This is a genomic window from Butyrivibrio sp. M55, assembly GCF_900116865.1.
Lineage (GTDB): Bacteria > Bacillota > Clostridia > Lachnospirales > Lachnospiraceae > Butyrivibrio.
Window position 1 is genome coordinate 211,120 of the sequence record NZ_FPCD01000004.1, and the last position, 21,283, is coordinate 232,402.

The 21,283-nt window shown below is 41.4% G+C and carries 20 protein-coding genes; 15 read left to right on the top strand and 5 right to left on the bottom strand.

The window, feature by feature from the left end; all coding sequences use genetic code 11:
• Nucleotides 1-48: 48 nt before the first annotated feature.
• The 6 genes from BM398_RS06950 (at nucleotide 49) to BM398_RS06975 (ending at nucleotide 5,443) form a co-directional block, all read left to right on the top strand.
• Nucleotides 49-1,098 (top strand): DNA/RNA helicase domain-containing protein, encoded by a 1,050-nt coding sequence (locus BM398_RS06950; protein WP_092337017.1) that lies wholly within the window; start codon nucleotides 49-51, stop codon nucleotides 1,096-1,098.
• A 225-nt stretch (nucleotides 1,099-1,323) separates the two neighbouring features.
• The gene (locus BM398_RS06955) at nucleotides 1,324-2,223 is read left to right on the top strand and encodes a transporter substrate-binding domain-containing protein (RefSeq protein WP_175531870.1); all 900 of its coding nucleotides are present in this window, start codon (nucleotides 1,324-1,326) and stop codon (nucleotides 2,221-2,223) included.
• Between the two features lie 5 nt (nucleotides 2,224-2,228).
• Nucleotides 2,229-2,939 carry an amino acid ABC transporter permease gene (locus BM398_RS06960; protein WP_092337019.1) on the top strand — a complete coding sequence of 237 codons (711 nt, stop codon included), beginning with the start codon at nucleotides 2,229-2,231 and terminating at the stop codon, nucleotides 2,937-2,939.
• Between the two features lie 11 nt (nucleotides 2,940-2,950).
• A complete protein-coding gene (locus BM398_RS06965; protein ID WP_092337020.1) occupies nucleotides 2,951-3,664 on the top strand; it encodes an ABC transporter permease subunit in 714 nt (237 codons plus the stop codon).
• 38 nt (nucleotides 3,665-3,702) lie between these two features.
• Complete coding sequence (locus BM398_RS06970) at nucleotides 3,703-4,455, top strand: amino acid ABC transporter ATP-binding protein (protein ID WP_092337021.1); 753 nt, start codon at nucleotides 3,703-3,705, stop codon at nucleotides 4,453-4,455.
• A gap of 91 nt (nucleotides 4,456-4,546) precedes the next feature.
• A complete protein-coding gene (locus tag BM398_RS06975; protein ID WP_092337022.1) occupies nucleotides 4,547-5,443 on the top strand; it encodes a LysR family transcriptional regulator in 897 nt (298 codons plus the stop codon).
• Nucleotides 5,444-5,508: 65 nt separating this feature from the next.
• On the opposite strand, the gene BM398_RS06980 is transcribed toward BM398_RS06975, so the two are convergent.
• Nucleotides 5,509-6,375 carry an AraC family transcriptional regulator gene (locus BM398_RS06980; protein ID WP_092337023.1) on the bottom strand — a complete coding sequence of 289 codons (867 nt, stop codon included), beginning with the start codon at nucleotides 6,373-6,375 and terminating at the stop codon, nucleotides 5,509-5,511.
• Nucleotides 6,376-6,566: 191 nt separating this feature from the next.
• Here BM398_RS06980 and BM398_RS06985 point away from each other — a divergent pair, with 191 nt between their 5' ends.
• From BM398_RS06985 to BM398_RS07000, 4 genes are read left to right on the top strand one after another with little or no spacing between them, the layout of a single operon-like run.
• Nucleotides 6,567-8,765, top strand: a complete 2,199-nt coding sequence (locus BM398_RS06985) for an alpha-galactosidase (protein ID WP_092337024.1) — start codon at nucleotides 6,567-6,569, stop codon at nucleotides 8,763-8,765.
• A 36-nt stretch (nucleotides 8,766-8,801) separates the two neighbouring features.
• Nucleotides 8,802-10,136, top strand: a complete 1,335-nt coding sequence (locus tag BM398_RS06990; protein WP_242949773.1) for an ABC transporter substrate-binding protein — start codon at nucleotides 8,802-8,804, stop codon at nucleotides 10,134-10,136.
• A 31-nt stretch (nucleotides 10,137-10,167) separates the two neighbouring features.
• On the top strand, nucleotides 10,168-11,055 hold the full coding sequence (locus tag BM398_RS06995) for a carbohydrate ABC transporter permease (RefSeq protein WP_242949774.1): 888 nt from the start codon (nucleotides 10,168-10,170) through the stop codon (nucleotides 11,053-11,055).
• Nucleotides 11,056-11,067: 12 nt separating this feature from the next.
• The gene (locus BM398_RS07000; protein ID WP_092337026.1) at nucleotides 11,068-11,892 is read left to right on the top strand and encodes a carbohydrate ABC transporter permease; all 825 of its coding nucleotides are present in this window, start codon (nucleotides 11,068-11,070) and stop codon (nucleotides 11,890-11,892) included.
• A gap of 54 nt (nucleotides 11,893-11,946) precedes the next feature.
• On the opposite strand, the gene BM398_RS07005 is transcribed toward BM398_RS07000, so the two are convergent.
• The 3 genes from BM398_RS07005 to BM398_RS07015 form a co-directional block, all read right to left on the bottom strand.
• Nucleotides 11,947-12,609 (bottom strand): methionine ABC transporter permease, encoded by a 663-nt coding sequence (locus tag BM398_RS07005; protein WP_330390562.1) that lies wholly within the window; start codon nucleotides 12,607-12,609, stop codon nucleotides 11,947-11,949.
• Complete coding sequence (locus tag BM398_RS07010) at nucleotides 12,609-13,580, bottom strand: methionine ABC transporter ATP-binding protein (RefSeq protein WP_092337027.1); 972 nt, start codon at nucleotides 13,578-13,580, stop codon at nucleotides 12,609-12,611. Before BM398_RS07010 ends, BM398_RS07005 begins: the two co-directional genes overlap by 1 nt.
• 195 nt (nucleotides 13,581-13,775) lie before the next feature.
• Entirely contained in the window at nucleotides 13,776-14,693 is a 918-nt protein-coding gene (locus tag BM398_RS07015) for a MetQ/NlpA family ABC transporter substrate-binding protein (protein ID WP_092337028.1), read from the bottom strand.
• A gap of 211 nt (nucleotides 14,694-14,904) precedes the next feature.
• On the opposite strand from BM398_RS07015, the gene BM398_RS07020 reads away from it, so the two are divergent.
• Nucleotides 14,905-15,957: an FAD:protein FMN transferase gene (locus BM398_RS07020; protein WP_092337029.1), complete on the top strand. Its 1,053-nt coding sequence runs from the start codon at nucleotides 14,905-14,907 to the stop codon at nucleotides 15,955-15,957.
• A 77-nt stretch (nucleotides 15,958-16,034) separates the two neighbouring features.
• On the top strand, nucleotides 16,035-16,988 hold the full coding sequence (locus tag BM398_RS07025; RefSeq protein ID WP_092337030.1) for a CPBP family intramembrane glutamic endopeptidase: 954 nt from the start codon (nucleotides 16,035-16,037) through the stop codon (nucleotides 16,986-16,988).
• Nucleotides 16,989-17,060: 72 nt separating this feature from the next.
• On the opposite strand, the gene BM398_RS07030 is transcribed toward BM398_RS07025, so the two are convergent.
• Nucleotides 17,061-18,191, bottom strand: a complete 1,131-nt coding sequence (locus BM398_RS07030; protein WP_175531871.1) for a pyridoxal phosphate-dependent aminotransferase — start codon at nucleotides 18,189-18,191, stop codon at nucleotides 17,061-17,063.
• A gap of 76 nt (nucleotides 18,192-18,267) precedes the next feature.
• Here BM398_RS07030 and cobT point away from each other — a divergent pair, with 76 nt between their 5' ends.
• The 3 genes from cobT to BM398_RS07045 are packed head-to-tail and all read left to right on the top strand — an operon-like array spanning nucleotide 18,268 to nucleotide 21,247.
• On the top strand, nucleotides 18,268-19,407 hold the full coding sequence (gene cobT / locus BM398_RS07035; protein WP_092337032.1) for a nicotinate-nucleotide--dimethylbenzimidazole phosphoribosyltransferase: 1,140 nt from the start codon (nucleotides 18,268-18,270) through the stop codon (nucleotides 19,405-19,407).
• Nucleotides 19,408-19,409: 2 nt separating this feature from the next.
• Nucleotides 19,410-20,432: a bifunctional adenosylcobinamide kinase/adenosylcobinamide-phosphate guanylyltransferase gene (locus tag BM398_RS07040; protein WP_092337033.1), complete on the top strand. Its 1,023-nt coding sequence runs from the start codon at nucleotides 19,410-19,412 to the stop codon at nucleotides 20,430-20,432.
• On the top strand, nucleotides 20,429-21,247 hold the full coding sequence (locus tag BM398_RS07045; RefSeq protein WP_092337034.1) for an adenosylcobinamide-GDP ribazoletransferase: 819 nt from the start codon (nucleotides 20,429-20,431) through the stop codon (nucleotides 21,245-21,247). Before BM398_RS07040 ends, BM398_RS07045 begins: the two co-directional genes overlap by 4 nt.
• Nucleotides 21,248-21,283 lie beyond the last annotated feature (36 nt).

Here is a 21,283-nt window from a genome sequence, read left to right on the forward strand (position 1 = left end):
GGTGTATATTTTCAGATAGGGAAACACCGATGATCGAGAGGCGAGAGTATGAGTGAAAGAAATCCGTATGCGATAAGTTTTGGAAGGATTCCAAATCAATATATCAGAAGAAGCTTATTGATAGATGATATTATAGATACCTTAGATAGTGATATTGTGCAGGAACAGGCATTCAAACTGACAGGCGTAAGGGGATGTGGCAAAACTGTTACACTTACCGCCATAGCAAATCAGTTAAAAGAAGAAAAGGAATGGATTGTAGTTAACATCAGGTCTAATGCGGATATTACAAATGAATTGGTTGCCTATCTTTATGCAAATGTCCCTTTTATGACGAAATACATAGATGCTAATCTTAATCTGTCTGCGTTTGGCATAGGAGTCAGCATATCCAAAGACCAAGCGCCTGTGAGTAGTCTCAGTGTTATCTTGGGGAGACTTTTAAAAGAGGTAAAGGCAAAGAAAAAGAAAATACTTGTGGTTATAGATGAAGCTCGAAAAACAGATGCTTTGATTGATTTTATTCAGGAATTTCAAATACTTATAAGAGAAGAATATCCCATATATCTATTGGTGGCCGGACTATATGACGACATTGAGGATTTGGAAACAACCAAAGGATTGACATTCTTTTTGAGAGCGGAAAAGTGTGAGATTGCTCCTCTTAATATCGGAATAATCAAGGAAGATTACAAAGAGACGCTTGGACTTACAGATGATGTTGCATATGAATTGGCTGTTATGACGAAGGGATATGCGTTTGCATATCAGGCTTTTGGTAAGTATATGTGGGAAGAAAAGGCAAAGAAAATAACACCAAGAGTTATAGCTATGGTGGATGAAGCACTCGCCGCAAAAGCATATGATGAGATCTGGCGTGAACTTAGACCACAAGACAGATGGTTTTTGGAATTCATTGCGCAAAAAGAGACAATGAGTGCCACAGAACTTCTTGAGATGACCAAGAAGAAACATAATGAATGGAGTGAACCAAGAAAAAGACTGATTGGAAAAGGCGTGATAGATGGAGCGGTGAGAGGTGTTATATCACTGAAGCTTCCCAGATTTAAGGAATATATTGAAAATCAATTGCAATAATTAAACAATAACTTTTAGTTATAGCCTCCCTAAAGTTTAGCGTAATTGCGGCTTTGGGGAGGCTATAGTATATTAAGCTCAACAAAAGCAACAAGGAGCAAACTCATATGTTTACTTACCGGACAACCGGAGGTTAATGGTTCGCCATCATTAGGCGGGGCAGTAATCTCCGGCATTTTTTATTTATCCGGGCTTTTGGGAATTATTTGTAGGAGGAACATGATTATGAAAAAGAAAACACTTAAAAATATTATTGTAATAGGAACATTGGTTGGAACAATGATGATGTCGGTTGTTGGATGCGGAAGTGCCGCAGAAGCAAGCGCAGCGGGGAATATCAAGGGAGATAATTCAAATAGCGCTGAAAGCGAAGAAAAGTCCGGCTCGAGTGACGGCAAAGTACAGAAAGTAGTGATAGGTTCGGGAATAAATTATAACCCGTATTGCTATATAGATGAGAATGGAGATGCAGTCGGGTATGAGTATGATGTGTTAAAAGAAATTGATGAGCTTCTTCCTCAGTACGAGTTTGAATATCAGTCAATGGCATTTGATCAGCTGGTTCTTTCGCTTGAAGCGGGAAAAATCGATGTTGCGGCTCACCAGTATGAGTTCACACCTGAAAGGGAACAGAAATATCTTTTCTCGGGTGAGTCATATACATCATATATAACATATCTTGCAGTTCTCGCTGATGATAATGCAACTAAGCTCGAAGATCTTGCTGGTGAGAAGATAAGGACCGGTGGATCGACAAGTGCAACAACTCAGATTATTACAAAATGGAATGAAGAGCATCCGGGACAGGAAGTTGTTATTGTAAATTCCGAGAGCAGTTCTGATGAAGAAGGCGCTGCTGCACTTAAGTCAGGAGCGGTAAGAGCGACTGTTCTTAAAAAGAGTGATGCTGCCAAGATGAACAAGAATTTTAGTGACGACGGAAAAGAATGGCTTAAATTGGTTGGAGATCCCATCAATGATTCAAAGACATATTATCTGTATCGTAAGGATGAAACAGAACTTAGAGATGCGATTGACGGCGCGCTCAAAACACTTAAAGATAACGGAAAACTTTCCGAACTTGCCATTAAGTGGGTTGGATATGATGTGACGGAAGAGGAATAAGTAGTATGGGAAATTATTTTAGCTCGGAAAGATTTGTAAATATTTTTCCTAAAGTAATTTCATGTCTGTCTGTCAATTTACATATTGTTTTTTGGTCAATGTTTTTTGGCACTGTGCTTGCAATATTCGTAGCAGTGCTTAGGATACGCAAAGTGCCTGTAATAAGCGGCTTCTTGGGAGTGTATATATCCTTTATGAGGGGGACGCCGCTTCTGGTACAGATGATGATAGCTTTTTATGGAATACCATTGGTACTCGGCAATCTTTTCTTAAATGTGTTTGGAATAAATCTTAACAGGCTTGATCCTGTGATATTTGTGGAAATCGCAATAATACTGAATGAAGGAGCTTTCTTGGGCGAAATCTTCAGAGGAGCTATAACATCTGTACCTGCTGTGCAGGCAGAGGCGGGATATTCTATAGGAATGACAGGAGCACAAACTTTTTACAGGATTGTGCTCCCTCAAGCGTTTAAAGTGGCACTTCCGCATTATGGTGTGGATTTTATCGGCGTTTTTCAAAATACATCGCTTGTTTTTTTGCTTGGTGTTGTCGATGTTCTTGGAAAAGCAAAAACACTCGGAGCGGCTACGGGGCATTCTATCGAAGGATATCTTTCCGCAGCTTTAATATATGTGGCGTTCAGCCTGTTTTTAAAAGCGGTATTTCTTTTGGCTGAATACAAAATGAATAACGGAACGGCAAAGGTGATATAAGGAGAAATGCTATGAGTTTTAGTATGCAAAATTTTTATGATTCTTTTAAATCGGCTCTCCTATATGCACCGGTTACGATAAAGCTTACGGCTATAACATTTATAGTCAGTCTGATTTTTGGAGCGGTGATCGCAACGATAAGAAATTATAGGATACCTGTGTTGTCACAGTTTTTTGCTTTCTTTGTGACGGTATATCTTGGACTTCCAACGATGGTTGCGCTTCTTATTTACAATCTTTTGTTTATGACTTTATATGCAGATGTGGCGAATGCGTTTCATATATCGGTACCTATAAGTGATGTGAATCCGATAATAATCGGATATTTTACTTTGATAATAGGAACGACGTGTTCAATAAGCGAAAGCATAAGAGGAGCATTTAGAGGAATCGAAAAGGTGCAGTATGAAGCCGGATACAGTATAGGAATGGGAAGATTTAAGACACTTACAAGAATAATCTTTCCGCAGATGATTCCGATTCTTTTACCCGGAATGCAAAATTCGCTCATAGGTCTTTTGAAGGCTTCAAATCTGGTAAGTGCGATATCTGTGGTTGAGATCATGACGGGAGCTCTTTTACCCAGTCTGTTGTATTACAGCTATCTTGAAGGGTATGTTGCGGCGGCACTTGTTTATTGGATCATAGGAGCTGCTATAGAGATACTTGCTCATTTCGCGGAAAAGAGATGCGGTAAGTATTTGAAGATAGCAACAGAAAGTTGATATAGAAGGCAGATTGGAAGCAGGAAGGAATAGTAGAGTTGATAGAACTTACGGGAGTAAAAAAGGCTTTTGGTAAACAGGAAGTGCTAAAAGATGTATCTATAAAAGTTAATGACGGCGAAGTGGTTGTAATTTTGGGACCAAGTGGGTCCGGAAAAACAACTCTTCTTAGGAGTATAAATTTTCTTGAGAAAGCCGATAGCGGAATAATGAAATTTGGAGATAAGGAAATAAATTTCAAGAAGGCCGGAAAAAAAGATATTCTTTATATGAGAAGACATACAGGTTTTGTATTCCAGAACTATGGGCTGTTTGCACATAAAACGGTTCTCCAAAACGTAATGGAGGGACTTGTTCAGGTTCAGAAAAAGAGTAAGGCTGAGGCACAGAAAATTGCGGAAGATGTTCTTGAAAAAGTCGGAATGCTTGAAAAGAAGGATTCCTATCCTTCGCAGCTTTCGGGAGGACAGCAGCAGAGAGTCGGAATTGCAAGAGCGGTTGCGCTAAGCCCTGAGCTTATCTTGTTTGATGAGCCAACTTCTGCACTTGATCCTGAGCTTGTTGGAGAGACACTTGAAGTAATTAAAAAAGTGGCACAGACCGGAATAACCATGATAGTTGTGACCCATGAGATGTCTTTTGCTGAAGATGTTGCAGACAGAGTAATATTCATGGACGGCGGAGTTGTCGTGGAGGAGGGAAAACCCGGCGAGATTTTTTATAAGCCAAAAGAAGAGCGAACAAGACAATTCTTATCAAGAATTATTCCTCAGGATGCATATGTGATTTAAATGTGCGTGTATTATAGCTGAAAAAATTTTGGCACTTATATTGTCAAAAATGTGTTATTATGTATAAAAATTCAGTTCGGAGATTATACATATGACAATTTTGCAGCTTAAATATGTAATTGCGATTGATGAGGAATGCTCAATGAGAAAAGCGGCTGACAGACTTTACGTGTCACAGCCGGGACTTTCGAGTGCGGTAAGAGATCTTGAGAACGAGCTCGGAATCCAGATATTCCAGAGAGTACATAACGGCGTTGTGACAACTGTTGCGGGCGGCGCGTTTATTGCTTATGCAAGAAGCGCGGTTGAGCAGTTTGAGAAGATTGAAGACAAGTACATCAATGCCAAGGTTGATAAGCCCACATTCTCAGTTTCAATGCAGCATTACACAGTGGCTGTAAATGCATTTATTGATACGGTAAAAGAATATGATCTTGAAGAGTACCAGTTCTCAATAAGAGAGACTCAGACAAGTGAAGTAATAGACGACCTCAAGAGCCTTAGAAGTGAGGTCGGAGTTATCGCGCTCAGCGAGTTTAACAGAAACATGTTCAAAAAGATTTTTGCGGACGCTTCTCTTGAATTCCATGAGCTCTTTACAAGAGATACTTATGTATACCTTAGAAAAGATCATCCGCTTGCTGACAGAGATGAGATATCACTTGAAGAACTTCAGGATTATCCATGCATGGTATTCGATCAGGGCGATAACACATCTTTTTATTACAGAGAAGAGGCGCTTGCAACCTATGATTACAAGAAAGTCATAAGCACCAACGAAAGAGCAACTTCTGTAGAGCTTATGCTGGGACTTAACGGCTATGCCGTAGGTGCGGCAATGCTTGGTGAAAGTCTTAATACTTCCGAGATTCATCATGTTAAGCTCAAGGAAGAAGAGACACTTACTCTCGGATACATCATCCGTAAAGGCAGTGAACTCAGCGATATGGCAAAGACATTTATCGAGAAACTTCAGCAGTACAATTAAACATTTCAGAGAATACAAAGAGGTTGTGAAATTATTTTCGCAACCTCTTTTAGCATTAATGATTATTATGTACGCCCGTTTACTCCGTGAGACATATCGTAGCTTACTCCTTTGAAGGAAGAAGGAGAACTGCCGAAGTGTCGTTTGAAGGCTTTGGAAAAGGTAAAAGTGTCACTGTATCCCACAGCTGCCGCAATCTCTGAAACACTTAGTCTGTTCTCTGAAAGCATTTTGAATGCCATCTTCATTCTGTAGGTCAAAAGATATTCCTGAAGGGAATAGCCTGTTACTTCTTTAAACAATCTTGTAAGATAGCTTCTGTTAAGACCAAGAGCTGACGCAATCTGTTCTACTTTCACGGGTTCTGAATATTTGAGCTGAATGTAAGATATTACATTCTTTACATATACACGGGCATGATCAACCGCACCGCCATGCTTTGTGATCGAATTCTCAATCATGTAATCACATATCTTGTATAAATTTCCGACGCAATAATATTGCCGCGTGTAATTATTTACAATATCTTTTGCGAGAGCTTCTATCTTATCGGCGCATGCCATGGGAACATAGACGGGATTGGACGGAGTAAGTCCGGCTTCTTCCAATATCAGAGGAATCTTTGGGCCTCCTATATGAAGCCATATATATTCCCAAGGATCGTCTTTGTCCGCCTGATAGAAAGTTTTCGTGTCCTGCGGAATGAGAAAAATCTGATGAGGCCCTACTTCATATTTCTTGCCGTTTAGGTGAAGTATTCCCTTGCCGTTTAAAACGAAATGTATAATAATGCGATTCTTTACAAGATGTTCGTATGAATACAGCGGCTCACATTTGTAGGTGCCGACTTCATAGAGATAGAAATCGTCTGAATCTTCGTAGTTTACAAATTTACAAAAATCACAACCGACCAAATCTGTTTCTTTTGGCATAATTATTCCTCTTTTGCGTAGCGATGTGTTAATGCGGTGTTTTTATTGTAGCATGTCTTGAAATTACTTATAGATTTTTTTGCTTTTATGTCACATTTTGACATAATGATATCAAAATCTACCATTAGCCTTTGAGGTGAAGAATAATATACTAAATAAAGTGCACGACTTAACAAAAAGGGAGTACAACAATGAACATTGTATATAATAAGACGTCAAATCACTTCCACCTTTACAACGACAGGATCAGCTATATTATCGGAATAACCGTCGGTGGGGATATTATAAATTTATATTACGGGAAAAGAATTCACGATAGAGATGATTTTTCACATGTAATCTTTCGTATGGGATTACCTAATGTGGCTGTCGATGCTGATACGGAAAGCTATTCGAAGGAACTTAACAGGCAGGAGTACTCGTCATTCGGTACAACTGATTTTGGGGTGCAAGCCTTTGAAATCGAGATGGAGAACGGCTCAAGGATCAGCTCTTTTTCATATAAGAGCCATAAGATCTACGCCGGCAAGCCGGTAATTACAGGACTTCCTGCGACATATGCCGATGAAAGCGAAGCTATGACTTTGGATATTACATTGAAGGATGAACTTGCAGGAGTGGGGCTTGTACTTTCATATACTATCTTTGATAAATATCCTGTTGTGGCAAGGCATACCGTATTTAAAAATATCGGAGAAGCAAAAGTTAAGATTACCAGAGCGCTTTCATGTTGTCTTGATCTTCCGGATCAAAACTATGAATGGATGCAGTTTTCGGGGGCGTGGGCGAGAGAGAGAATCCCCGAGATAAAAAAACTGTCGACAGGTGTAACCTATATTGAATCAAGGCGCGGAGTATCCAGTGCCAATCAGAATCCGTTTGTGATTTTGAAAAGACCTAATACTGATGAGTTCATGGGAGAGGCGATTGCTTTTTCTTTTGTCTACAGCGGAAATTTCATTGCGCTTGCAGACGGAAGTACGCACGGAAGGCTAAGAATGCTTATGGGTATCAACCCGGACAGATTCGCATGGCCGCTTGAAAGCGGAGAAAGCTTTGAGACTCCGGAAGTTGTGATTGCAATGACGGACAGCGGACTTAACGATCTTAGCCATACTTATCACAGACTGTACAACAATAATCTCGTGAGAGGAAAGTGGAAGAATAAGCCCAGGCCCATTCTTATCAACAACTGGGAAGCAACTTTCATGGATTTTACCGAGGATAGCATACTTAAGATTGCATCAAAGGCAAAGGACGCGGGGGTAGAGCTCTTTGTACTTGATGACGGATGGTTTGGAGATAGAGACGATGATTTTGCCGGACTGGGAGATTGGGTGGAAAATCCCAAGAAGCTTCCGCAGGGAATGGCCGGATTGTCGAAGAAAATAAATGACCTCGGACTCAAATTCGGTTTTTGGATAGAGCCTGAGATGGTAAATCCTGACAGTAATCTTTTCAGAAGACATCCTGACTGGATACTGGCTGCTCCCGGTAGAAAATCGTCACTGGGAAGGCACCAACTTGTTCTTGATTATTCGAGAAAAGAAGTAGTGGATCATATTTTTGATATGCTATATGCGGTCATCAGTTCATCTAAGATTGATTACATAAAGTGGGATATGAACAGACCGCTCACAGAGGTTTACAGCGTAGCAGCGTCTTCGGAAGAGCAGGGAATGATAGCGCACAAATATGTACTTGGAGTATACAGCTTGTATTCAAGACTTACGGAAGCGTTTCCGGATATTCTCTTTGAGTCGTGCTCATCGGGTGGAAACAGGTTTGACGCCGGAATGTTGTACTATGCTCCGCAGGCATGGTGCTCGGACAATACGGATGCGATTGACAGAATACGCATACAGTATGGGTCATCGTATGGATATCCGTTGGTTTCTATGGGAGCACATGTATCTGCGGTTCCCAATCAACAGACGGGAAGAAGCACTTCAATTGATACCAGAGCAAATGTAGCATACTTTGGAACTTTTGGATATGAACTTGATCTGAATGAGATTTCCGATGAGGAATTTGAACTGGTAAAAAAACAGATCGAATTTATGAAAGAGAACAGAGAGCTTATTCAGTTTGGTGATTTCTACAGGCTTAGATCGCCGTTTGAAAAAGACCAGTGTGCCTGGATGGTCGTATCGGAAGATAAAAGTAAGGCGATTGTCGGATTTTATTGCATGAGATCCAATGTAAATGTGCTTCCGGGTTTTTTAAAACTTGCGGGGCTTGATGAAAATAAAAAATATAAGATGGAAGGAAAGATATATTTTGGCGATGAACTTATGAATATGGGATTATCTGTCTTAGAGTTCCAAAAAAAGGGATTTGCCTTAGCCAGAGATTTTGATTCTTTTGTTACCGTTATTGAAGCAGTTTGAGGTGCGTTTATGACAAGCTTGGGAGGTCGCTATTCTATGAGAAAAAAGGTAATTACTGTTTTGTTGAGTGTTGCTACGGCAATTGCGGCAGTTGGCTGTGGCGCAGCCTCATCATCGGCTAAAGATGTGACGGTGCAGTCGTATGACGATATTTTGCCGGAGGGAGATGCTTTTGAAAACAGCATAGGAAGTAAAGAAGGAGAGTTGATGGTCGCAATCTGGGATGAAGGTCAAAGACCGGGACTGCAGCAGATCATTGATGAGTGGAGTAAAGAACTTGGGATAAAAGCAACGATTCAGGTTGTTGATTGGAGCAATTACTGGACACTTCTTGAAGCGGGAGCGACAGGCGGAGAACTTCCCGATGTATTTTGGATGCACTCAAACGTGGCTCAGAAATATATGGAAAACGATCTTTTGCTTGACCTTACGGATTATATAGATGGAAGTGTAAAGATTGATATGGAAAACTATTATGATGGTATAGTTAAGCTTTATCAGTCAAACGGCAAGCAATACTGCGTGCCTAAAGATATTGATACGATAGCATTATGGTATAACAAGACAATTTTTGACGAGATGGGAGTTCCCTATCCCGATGATACCTGGACATGGGCCGATCTTAAAGAAAATGCGAAGAAGCTCACAAATGACGAGCATTGGGGATTTGCCATTGCCCCCGGTAACAACCAGGAAGGTTATTACAACGCTATCTATTCAATGGGCGGATATGTAATAAGCGACGACAAGAAAAAATCGGGAATGGATGATCCTAAGTCAATCGAGGCAATTAAGATGTTTACAGATATGATTGCTGAGGGTTCGTGCCCCGATCTTGCTACTGTTTCAGAAACGGCTCCCAATGAACTTTTGTGTGCGGGAAAGACTGCAATGTGTATCAGCGGTTCATGGAATCTTTCAGGTTATCGTGACAACGAATATGCGGTAGCCAACTGTGATGTTGCAGTTTTGCCTTATACAAGCAGTCCTTCCGACAGAGTGTCTATATACAACGGACTTGGATGGGCGGCTTCGGCAAACGGCAAGAACATTGACGCGGCATGGTCACTTATAGAATATCTTGGATCAAAAGAGGCTCAGATTGAGCAGGCGAAACTTGGAATTACAATGTCAGCGTATATTGGAACATCGGATGCATGGGTTGAGAGTGTTCCTGCGTTTAATTTGAATGGACATATCAATATGCTTGATGCTAAGCTTGTTTTCAGACCTTATTCAAGAGATACCACTGTCTGGGAAGATATGTTGATTGAGAAACTTCAGGATGCGTGGACAGGAGATACACCTGTTGATGTGGTCTGCAAAGAAATTGCATATGAGATGAACGCTGCGCTTGCAGAAGAATATTGACGTAATGACAGGGTGGAGATAGGAGACTTAAGTGAAAAAGAAAGCTTCGTCAAGACAAATTAGCGAATTTATATGGGGATGGTTGTTTATCATTCCAACGATGACAGGACTTATTATATTAAATATCTATCCCATGATTGATACAATAAGACAAAGCTTTTATAAAACAGGTGACTTCGGAAAGGGAAATGTTTTTGTTGGGCTGAGCAATTATAAGAAGGTTCTGGGGGATGCGGAAGTATGGCAGGCATTGTGGAATACTGTGAAATATGCATTGGTAGAGGTACCTTTTTCAATTGTTATTGCTCTTGTGCTTGCGGTTCTTTTGAACAAAAAACTTAAAGGCAGAAGTGTATTCCGAACTATCTTTTTTCTTCCGATGGTTGTTGCACCGGCAGCGGTGGCAATGATATGGAAGTGGTTGTATAATTCGAACTTTGGACTTATCAATAATGTACTCGGGATAAAAGTGAATTGGATATCAGATCCAAACATTGCTATTTATTCTATAGCTGTCATCGGCATATGGTCCGGTATAGGATATAACCTGGTGTTGTTTCTTGCAGGACTACAGGAGGTGCCGAGAGACTATTATGAAGCGGCGTCTCTTGACGGAGCAAACAGTTTTCAGTTGATGATCAATATAACTGTTCCGCTTATTTCTCCGACTATTTTCTTTGTGCTTGTCACGAGGATTATTGGTGCGCTGCAGGTATTTGATCTTATATATATGATGATAGATCTTAATAATCCTGCTTGGAAAAAGACGGAATCGATGGTTTATCTTTTTTATAAGTATTCTTTTCAACAGAGCAAGAAGGGATACGGTGCGACGGTTGTGGTAGTTCTTTTGGCGGTGATCATGGTAATAACCGCAATCCAACTCGTAGGTCAGAAAAAATGGGTTCATTACGAGTAGGAGGAACATATCATGAATAATACTATTTCGAAGATACTTGTTTATTTCTTTTTGGTCGCAGTATCTGTGATAATGCTTGTGCCGTTTGTCTGGATGATACTAACTGCATTTAAGACGGTCGGAGAAACAACTCAGGTAGAGCCGTTTGTGATCGTTCCAAAAGTATGGCAGACGCAGAATTTCACAAATGTGGTTAAAACAATGGATTTTATGAGGCTTTATGCCAATACGCTGGTTATGATCGGATTTAGGATATTGTGTGCCGTGATCACGGCATCACTCAGCGGATATGCATTTGCAAGACTTGAATTCAAGGGAAAGAATATTATGTTTGCGATAGTTCTTTTCCAGATGATGATACCGGTGCAGATATTCATTATTCCTCAGTATGTTATGGCCAGCAAATTGCACCTTACAAATACGGCATTAGGACTCTTATTTCCGGGATTTGTGACAGCATTCGGAACATTTCTTTTAAGACAGACATTTATGCAGTTTCCAAAAGATCTGGAGGAGGCGGCAAGACTTGACGGATGTAATATTCCGGAGACATTTCTGTTTGTGATGGCTCCGCTTACCAGATCATCTATGGTTGCGCTTGGAATATTCACGGCGGTATTTGCTTACAAAGATCTCATGTGGCCGATGATCGTATGTCCCGATAACAAGGCTACGACGCTTGCAAGTGCGCTTGCCAAGATGAACGGACAGTATTCGCAAAAGTATCCGGAACTTATGATGGCGGCACTTATTTCATGCGTGCCTATGATAATTATTTATATATTTTTCCAGAAGCAGTTTATCGAAGGTGTTACAACATCGGGCGGAAAACTGTAGTGACATGAAAAAAGAGGGGAAAGAACCCCTCTTTTTCGTCTATAGATAATTAATTCAACTCATTTTTTTGTACATGTAGTTTCCAAGCATCTGTATAAACTGAACAAATGCAATCAGAATAACGGAGCATACGATAAGGTATTCCGTTTTGTACTGCTGGTAGCCGTAACGGATTGCGATGTCACCGATACCGCCGCCTCCGACAGTTCCTGCCATTGCTGAGTATCCGATAAGTGAGATTACAAGAAGGATCACGCCGTTTAGCATTCTTGGAATAGATTCTTTTACATAAACACGCATAAGAATCTGGAAGTTTGATGCTCCAAACGATCTTGCGGCTTCGATGACTCCGGGATTGGTCTCTCGAAGACTTGTTTCAAATACCCTTGCGATATAAGGAATCGCTGATACCGTAAGAGGTACTATAGAAGCAGTTGTTCCGATTGATTTACCTACAACCATTCTTGTAAAAGGAATAAGTATTACAAGAAGGATGATGAACGGAAAGCTTCTGAATACGTTTACCAAAAAGCTTAAGATCTCATAAACAATCTTGTTTGGCTTAAGTCCGTCAGGAGCTGTAAGTGTCAGTATAATGGCGGGAATAAATCCTATTATCACCGAAAAAAGAGTGGACCAGAATACCATATATAAAGTTTGTTTAAAGGCAGTCATTATAACAGAACTCATGCCTGCATCAGATAAAATTCCGGACATTACTTAATTACCTCCCATGTGACATTTTTGCTGTCAAGAAAAGCACATGCTTTTTCAAGATCTTTTTCTTCCATATTGAGGACGAGACTTCCGTAGACATCTTCCCTGAAATCTTCAAGCTTAGCCCAGCAGATGTTGAAGTTTGTCTGAAGTTCTCTCGACATCTCGGTTACGATAGGGCGCTGATTGCCTTCGCCAAAGAAAAAGAGCTTTAAATTGATTCCCGTTGTCGGAAGCTTGTCGCTTTCTTCGCGAAGGAATTCACGTATCTCGCGTTCTTTTGGCCAAACGAAGAGCTGTTCAGGTTTTCCGACTGCAAGAACTTTACCTCCGCTAAGAAATGCAACCTTCTGGCAGACCTGTTTAACAACTTCCATCTGATGGGTAACGATGATGATCGTAATGCCCATTTCTTTATTGATCTTTTGTAAAAGAGCTAAGATACCCTTTGTGATCTCAGGATCGAGTGCGCTTGTAGCTTCGTCGCACAAAAGAAAATCGGGATCGAGTGCGAGTGCTCTTGCTATGGCAACACGCTGCTTCTGACCGCCTGAGAGTTCTCTTGGCTTTGAATGTACTTTTTCTTCAAGTCCCACGAGCTTTATGAGATTTAAGATCTTCTCTTTTGCTTCGGGAGTATTTGTAGGTATTCCCCAGAACTTCATGGGGAGAGCGACATTTTGGTATACATCGAGTCTTTCAAGGAGGTTAAATCCCTGAAATATCATTCCCATTCTTTTTTGGAGATTTCGAAGAACCTTTTTGTTCTTGATGTCGACGGTTACATCGTCAACGACGATAGCACCTTCATCATAAGATTCGAGACCGTTGATACAACGAAGGAGAGTGGATTTTCCCGCACCACTCTGGCCGATAATGCCGAATATCTCACCCTTTTCGATGTCGATATTGACTCCCTTTAATACTTCGGTTTTATTAAAGGTCTTTTTGACGTTTTTAATCTGTATCATGGATAATCAGACCACCTTTTTGTTTTGTTTCTATATGCTGCCTTCACATTATTACATTACTTTCCATAAATATCAAATATGACACGTCACTGGCAAGGAGACGTGTCATATTTTTAGTATGTAATATGAAAGGTAGGATTTTTATGATATAGAAGCACTTCGTATATCATATACGTTATTGGCTTTTAAAATGGTTTACTGTGGGTCAATAAATGAAGGAATTACTGCACCCTTATATGTCTCTTCAATATATTTCTTAACTTCGTCTGACTTAAGTGCTGCAACAAGAGCTTTGATCTTCTCTGACTCCTGATTGCCGTCCTTAACTACAAGGAAGTTAGTTCTCTTAACTGTTGTCTCATCATCGAATTCCTCGATATCAAGTGCAGGATGCTTAGCGGGAAGCTCTGCTTCAAGAGCGTAGTTTCCGTTGATGGCTGCTGCATCAAGATCGGGAAGTGAAAGAGGAAGGTTAGCTGCCTCAAGAGGTGTGATCTTGTATCCATGAGGGTTAGCGTCCTTATCTTTTGAAAGAGAATCCTCTGTGTAGCTTGCATCTTCTCCGAAAGAACCCTTTGATGTAAGAAGTCCCTTCTGAACAAGAAGGTCAAGTGCTCTTGCACCGTTGTCGGGATCGTTAGGAATACCGATCTCTGCACCGTCGGGAATCTCATCGATCTTAGTGTATTTCTCTGAGTAGATACCCATTGGCTCGATGTGGATGCCTGCTACTGCTGAAAGATGAAGACCTGCGTCTTTGTTCTGCTGGTCAAGATATCCAAGTGTCTGGAAGTAGTTGGCGTCAATCTCGCCTGATTCAAGTGATGTGTTGGGAAGTACGTAGTCCTGGAAGACAACTGTTTCAAGTGTCCATCCGTCTTTTGCAAGAACTTCCTTTACGATATTATCAAGAATCTCTGCGTGAGGAACGGGTGTTGCTCCTACAGTGATCTTCTTGTCTGCGTCAGATGCTGAATCTGCTTCAGCCTGTGTAGCTTCTTCTGTTGCTGTAGTATCTGCAGGCTGTGACTCTTCTTTTGCTCCGCAACCTGTAAGTGCTCCGAAAGCAAGGGCTGCTGACAATACCAAACTTGTAATTACTCTCTTTTTCATAATGTTTCATATCCTCCTCGATACCATTGTTTATGTTTTTCTCCTCAACTGGTATGAATGCATTATACAAGATTGAAACACGATTTGGGAAATAAATAAAATTTATCAGTAGTGAAAAGTTGAAATTATCAATTCTTTTATTAATCGTTCTGACAGTTTATAGTAAGAATATCAGGAACGGACTTTGAAAGAGAGTAAAGAGAAATACTATATGAATAGAAAGAAAAAAGTTTTAGCGATAATATGCGCCTTTACACTGCTGGCAACAGGGTGCGGTGCAAAGAATAAAGAAAATACATCGACGATCTTTGCGATGGATACCGTGATGCAGCTTGAGATAGAGGGAGACGACAAGCTCCTTGCGGAAGCGGAGAAAAAAATCAGAGATATAGAAGGTACACTTTCCGTGACAGATGAGGACAGTGAAATAGGGAAGCTCAATAATGATAAAAGCGGAAAGCTGTCTGAAGACGGAACAAAAATCCTTCAGGAAGCGCTTAAAATATGTGAAGCTACAGAAGGAAGTCTTGATATATCGGTTTATCCGGTACTTAAGACATGGGGCTTTACAACGGGCGATTTCAGGGTACCTTCGGATGATGAGTTAAAAGAACTTGTTTCAAATGTGGGCTATGACAGAATCAATGTGGATTATTCAGGCGATAAAGAGTGCAGCGTAAACATAGAAGACAACATGCAAATTGACTTGGGAAGCGTGGTTAAGGGCTATACTGGATCATATCTTGCGGATTTTTTCAGGGAAAAAGGAGTGACATCGGGACTTATAAATCTTGGCGGAAATGTTGAATGCATAGGAACAAAGCCTGACGGAAGTCTTTGGAGAGTTGCGATAAAAAGTCCGTTTGAAGACAGTAAGAGCGGAGTGCTTGGTGTTATAGAGACAAGCGATATGGCTGTTATAACTTCCGGAGGATATGAGAGATTTTTTGAAGAAAACGGTGAGAAGTACTGGCATATTCTTGATCCTAAGACAGGGAAGCCTGCAAAGAGCGGTCTTGTTTCGGTCACGGTTGTGGGAAGAAACGGAACAGTCTGTGACGGTCTTTCAACAGCTCTTTTTGTTATGGGAAAAGAAAAAGCCGAGAAGTTTTATAAAGAATATTCTACAGGCGATAAGGGAATCGCGGCATTTGATCTTATCATGGTTACGGATGACAGAGAGGTGATTGTCACGGAAGGCGTGAATACTATCTTTTCTTTGAGTCAGGAGTATGAGGATCTGGATATAACCGTTATAAGGTAAAATCTTCCTGTTGACGTGCCACTTCTATCATATTATGTTTATTTGGATGAAGAAAACAAAAAAATGGAGGGGGCAACATGGAGAAGTTTAAGGAACTTTTTTACAAGATTCATAATGACTACTACAGGTGGTATGATTTTCTGATTATTCTGCCGGTGGTGTTCTTTGCGCTTTTGCTTGCGGGGGAGATTGCAGGTCAGTTATTGTTCAATTTATTGATCATTCCGAATATGGGACTTGAAGATCTGGCGTTTAATACAGCGGTTACGAGATATGGCCAGACTATAGGATCATGGATCGTGCTTATTGTTTTTCTTTTGATAATAAAACCCGACAGACCGATTCTCAAAACGTTTTGGAAAAAATATAAAGGAAATACGGTACTGTTTTTCCTTCTGGGACTTCTTGTTGGCGGCGGAATGAATGTCTTTTGCGCTATCATTGCAATGCTCAACAAGGATATAGCCGTTTATTTTAACAGATTTCAGTTTTTCAAAGTGTTCGTTGTTTTTATAATGGTATTTTTCCAATCGGGAAGCGAAGAAATCCTGTGCAGAGGATTTCTGTATCAAAGGCTTAGAAGGTCGTTCAGATCACCGTGGGTTGCAATAATAGGAAATGCGTTGGTTTTCGGAGCCTTGCATCTTCTTAATCCGGACGTATCGTTCCTTGGATTTTTGAATATTGTTTTGTTCGGTGTATTTATGGCTCTTATGATCTATTATTACGAGAGCATGTGGATGGCGATTGCGGTTCATACCGGCTGGAACTACATGCAGAGTATAGTTCTGGGACTTCCCAACAGCGGACTTGTCTTTGATTTTTCTATCTTTAAACTGGACGTAGCTTCTGCGACAAACAGCTTTGCATATAATGTCGGATTTGGAATTGAAGGAACAGTTCTTTCATCGGTGGTTCTTGCTATCGGAATAGTTGTGATCGTTTTACTTGGGAAAAAGAGAAAAGGCGATAACCTCTGGGTTGTCGGAGAGACTGTTTTTCTTAAAGAGAAAAAACAGATTGCGGAATAATTTATATAATGTAAGATGCAGTGCCATAGCTTTTTTGCGGGTTATGGCACTTTTTATTTGAAATTATGCAAGCTAAAGTTTGCGCGCATCGGCGCGCAAAGAGTTGCCATGCAACTCTTTGATCAGCGCATCTATGAGCGCAATGTTCTCATCGTGATTTCTGACTGCTATGCGGAAATAGGAGTTATCGAGTCCGTTAAAGTTTGCGCAGTTACGAAGGAGGATCCCGTGTTCTCTTGCGAGGCGGTCTGTAAGGGAGCTTCCTTCGAGATGAGAGTGTGACGTGGTGAGCAAGGATAACGGAAGCCTTGCCAGGATAAAGTTTGTATCGCTGTCAAAGACGGTAAAGCCAAGAGCAGAGAGTTCTTTTATAAGAAAACTCTTTTCGGTCTCTATGAATGAGATGGATTTTTTTACATAGTCAATTTCTGATATTGATTCTTCCCCTGCAAGCAGTGCAAGGCTTGAGATGTTCCATTCGGGTTTAAGAGCGTTAAGTTCTGACAATATGCGCTGATTCGAGCATATGCAGTAGCCGAGCCTTAGTCCGGGGAGGCAATAAAGCTTGGTGAAAGCGTCGATTATTATAAGATGAGGGTGATCTTTTATAAGTGAGACCGCGCTTGTCTTTTTTTCATCGGGAACAAATCCCATAAAGCATTCGTCGATTATGAGGTATATTCCGAAGTTCTCGCAGAAATCCGCAAGTTTTTTTACGAGTTCACGGGATATAAGTGCTCCCGTTGGATTATTTGGATTGCAGATAAAGATTGCATCCACGGTACTTGCTCTTTTTACAGATATTAAAAAATCTTCTGTGAGCCTGAAGTTATCTTCGCTTTTGAGGACGTATTCATTTACGCGGCAGTTTCTTGATGCCAGGGCTTTCCTGTATCCTGAAAAAGTCGGGACGGGGATCATGGCACCACGCGGAATGATCGCCTGGGATAAAAGAGTTATTATCTCCGATGCGCCGTTTCCCAGAACAAAATACTCTTCGGGAAGGTTGTGATATGCGGACAGCTTGGCAAGAAGCGCGCAGTCGCTCATGTTTGGATATTTTTCCAAAAGAGAAATGTTTTCAGTGATGTCGCGTCTTACTTTCTCGGGCATTCCGAGTGGATTGACGTTTACGCTGAAATCATATTTTATCTTAAAATTCTTATCATAAATTCCGCCGTGTTCATATGTGGTGTAGGTCATTTTCATTCCTCCAAGATTAAGTATAAAGGTTTTTTTGATACTTTTACAACATTACTTATGTGTGTAAAATAAACGTATGACAGGGAATACAGAGAAAATAATAAAAAATTACATAGAAGGTGTCGGAAGTGCAGACGTAGGTGCGAAGAACAGAGCAAAAGAGTATGACGATGCGCTTATAAAGCCGCCTCGCAGTCTTGGAAAGCTTGAAGATATCGCGGTTAAGCTTTCGGGAATATCGGGACGGGTTAAGAACTGGATCGGAAGCAAAAAGATTCTGGTTTTTTGTGCTGACAACGGTGTGACGGCTGAAGGAGTCGCTTCTGCGCCCGTTTCCGTGACGGCTAGCCAGGCAGTCAACATGACTTTAGGAATAACGGGAATGTCCGCGCTTGCAAAGAATTTCGGTGCGGAAGTTGTGGTTGTTGACGTTGGGGTTGCAACTGAGTTTCCGCTTACATTTGATGGGAAAAAGGCGCCTATTATAGATAAAAAGATCAGAAAAGGTACCGGAAATATCGTATGCGAGCCTGCTATGAGCATTGATGAGTGTTTGTGTGCCATATTGACGGGAATTGAGATTGCGGTTGGAAAAGATGATGGCGCGGAGCCCGGATATATCGATCTTGTTGGGATCGGCGAGATGGGAATAGGAAATACCACGACTTCGGCAGCAGTTCTTTCAGCGATCACGGGTGTTTGCAGCGACGACCTTACGGGGCGCGGAGCGGGAATCTCCGATGATGCATATGACAATAAAAAGAAAGTTATAAATAAGGCTCTTTCTTTGCATGGACTTACAGATGCGTGTGGCAAGTATGTCGATGACTTTGAAGCGGTTACGGATATTTTGTCCAAAGTAGGAGGACTTGATATTGCGGCTATGTGCGGGGCGTTTATCGGAGCTGCGTACTCCGGAAAAGGAGCCGTGATAGACGGATATATTTCGGCAGTGGCGGCTCTTCTTGCGGTAAAGCTTTGTCCTGCGGTGTCGGATTATCTTTTTCCCTCACATGTATCTACGGAGCCCGGATATATGCTTGCGATTAAAGAGCTGGGACTTAGCCCGTATCTTGACCTAAATATGGGGCTTGGAGAGGGAAGCGGATGCGTTCTTGCGTTTGGGGTAATCGAAGGCGCGTGCGCGATGATGAATGATATGGCTACATTTGAAGGTGGCGGAATTGACGATTCGTATCTGGAAGGAATCAGGTAAAGATGATAGTTCTCTTGACGGGAGGCTGTAAAAACGGCAAATCGAATACTGCTCAGGACATTGCCTGCAGTCTCAGGGATAAGTCGGGCGGAGGGCTTTACTACGTTGCGACCATGGAGTCCACCGGTAAAGAGGACGACTATCGCATCAGGAAGCATGTGGAAAACAGAGCAGGGCTTGGCTTTGAGACGATAGAGATTGCAAGAGATATAAAGAGACTTAGTACGGAAAAAGAGAAGTTTTTTAAAGCGGCGGATGAATGCAAAACAAATACATTTCTTGTGGACAGTCTGACAGCGCTTCTTGCAAATGAGATGTTTCGTGTGGATAAAGACGGAAATTTCACGGAGGATTCCTTTGCGACAAAGAGAGTGTGCGATGATCTAAGAATCTTGTGCAAGGAGAAGGATTACAATCTCATTTTTGTGAGCGATGGAATCTACAGCGATGCAGCGGTTTACGATATGAGCACAGAGGCATATCGTGAGGGACTGGCTCTTATCGAGAGGAAAGTTTCGGAAATTGCGGATGAAGTCATAGAGATGTGTGCCGGAAAAGCTGTTTTGCACAAGAAGGGAAATGGTGAAATGAGCGACGGGGAAAATCGCGGAATTCTTATAGTTGGCGGCGCGGGTCAGGGAAAGCTTGAATTTGCAAAGCAGTTTATCAGAGAAGTCAGAGAAATCGACGATGTCGGAGAAGGTTTCGATATCAGTGATAAAGATATTTATACCTTTGAACATAAAGAAGATTGTAATGATATAGCCGAGGCTGTTCCCGGTGGTTACAAGATCTATTACCATGTAGAGCGCCTTGTTCGCGGAACAGATGTAAGCATAGATGAGCTTTCGGAGCTCTTTTCCAAAGATGCGATAGTTATATGTGAAGATATCACCTGCGGAATTGTTCCTGTGGATGCCCCAGACAGGAAATGGCGTGAAGATGCGGGAAGATTTATGCAGGCACTTGCAACGAACAGGACAGTTTACAGAGTAATCTGCGGAATAGGGGAAAAAATAGGATGAAAAGTTTATTCAGGTCTTTTGCCATAGCGTTTTCAATGTATTCCAAGATTCCGATGCCTCAGTTTACCTGGGAGAAAGAGGATATGAAGTACAGCATTGTCTTCTTTCCGCTTATCGGAGCTGTTTTGTTTGCAGTTTTAGGCGGGATAAGGTGTCTTGGGGCGATTCTTGAAATGGGAAGTATTCCCACGGGGCTTTTTATGATGGCTGCGATTGTTCTTATTACCGGCGGAATTCACGTTGACGGGTACATGGATTGCAGCGATGCTTTCTCTTCATATGCGGACAGGGAGAAGAAACTTGAGATTTTAAAGGATCCGCATATAGGTGCGTTTGCGGTCATCAGAGTGCTTGCGCTTTCGGCGGTTTACCTTGCAAGCATTACTATTGTTCTGGATAAAGAGATTCTTTCGGATGTGTCATTGTTTTTTTCGGGAGAAGCTTCGATTATCCTTGGGCTTGGATTTATCTTATCGAGGGCACTCAGCGGAATATCTGTTGTGAGTTTCCCATGTGCAAAGAGTGAAGGAACGCTCTACAGCTTTGCTGAAGGCGCGGACAAGAAGAGATGTCTTTCCATATTGATAAAGGAAGCACTGGTGGTTTCGATAGCGATGATACTGATCGGGGGTATTTGCGGAGTTTGTGCGGTCTGTGCGGCGCTTTTGGTATTTGCATATTACAAATACAGGACGGGCAGAGAACTTGGCGGAATTACCGGTGATGCGGCAGGTTGGTTTTTGTGTCTTGCCGAGACTGCGATTGCGGTAGCGATATGTGCATACGTGCTTTTGGGAGGATTTTTAGGAGTTTAGTGTTATATTTGTATTTAATAAACGCAATTTTGTGAA

Coding starts and splice junctions, on each gene's coding strand:
- BM398_RS06950 (WP_092337017.1), top strand. CDS start 49: ATGAGTGAAAGAAATCCGTATGCGATAAGTTTTGGAAGGATTCCAAAT.
- BM398_RS06955 (WP_175531870.1), top strand. CDS start 1,324: ATGAAAAAGAAAACACTTAAAAATATTATTGTAATAGGAACATTGGTT.
- BM398_RS06960 (WP_092337019.1), top strand. CDS start 2,229: ATGGGAAATTATTTTAGCTCGGAAAGATTTGTAAATATTTTTCCTAAA.
- BM398_RS06965 (WP_092337020.1), top strand. CDS start 2,951: ATGAGTTTTAGTATGCAAAATTTTTATGATTCTTTTAAATCGGCTCTC.
- BM398_RS06975 (WP_092337022.1), top strand. CDS start 4,547: ATGACAATTTTGCAGCTTAAATATGTAATTGCGATTGATGAGGAATGC.
- BM398_RS06980 (WP_092337023.1), bottom strand. CDS start 6,375: ATGCCAAAAGAAACAGATTTGGTCGGTTGTGATTTTTGTAAATTTGTA.
- BM398_RS06985 (WP_092337024.1), top strand. CDS start 6,567: ATGAACATTGTATATAATAAGACGTCAAATCACTTCCACCTTTACAAC.
- BM398_RS06990 (WP_242949773.1), top strand. CDS start 8,802: ATGAGAAAAAAGGTAATTACTGTTTTGTTGAGTGTTGCTACGGCAATT.
- BM398_RS07000 (WP_092337026.1), top strand. CDS start 11,068: ATGAATAATACTATTTCGAAGATACTTGTTTATTTCTTTTTGGTCGCA.
- BM398_RS07005 (WP_330390562.1), bottom strand. CDS start 12,609: ATGTCCGGAATTTTATCTGATGCAGGCATGAGTTCTGTTATAATGACT.
- BM398_RS07010 (WP_092337027.1), bottom strand. CDS start 13,580: ATGATACAGATTAAAAACGTCAAAAAGACCTTTAATAAAACCGAAGTA.
- BM398_RS07015 (WP_092337028.1), bottom strand. CDS start 14,693: ATGAAAAAGAGAGTAATTACAAGTTTGGTATTGTCAGCAGCCCTTGCT.
- BM398_RS07020 (WP_092337029.1), top strand. CDS start 14,905: ATGAATAGAAAGAAAAAAGTTTTAGCGATAATATGCGCCTTTACACTG.
- BM398_RS07025 (WP_092337030.1), top strand. CDS start 16,035: ATGGAGAAGTTTAAGGAACTTTTTTACAAGATTCATAATGACTACTAC.
- BM398_RS07030 (WP_175531871.1), bottom strand. CDS start 18,191: ATGACCTACACCACATATGAACACGGCGGAATTTATGATAAGAATTTT.
- cobT (WP_092337032.1), top strand. CDS start 18,268: ATGACAGGGAATACAGAGAAAATAATAAAAAATTACATAGAAGGTGTC.
- BM398_RS07040 (WP_092337033.1), top strand. CDS start 19,410: ATGATAGTTCTCTTGACGGGAGGCTGTAAAAACGGCAAATCGAATACT.
- BM398_RS07045 (WP_092337034.1), top strand. CDS start 20,429: ATGAAAAGTTTATTCAGGTCTTTTGCCATAGCGTTTTCAATGTATTCC.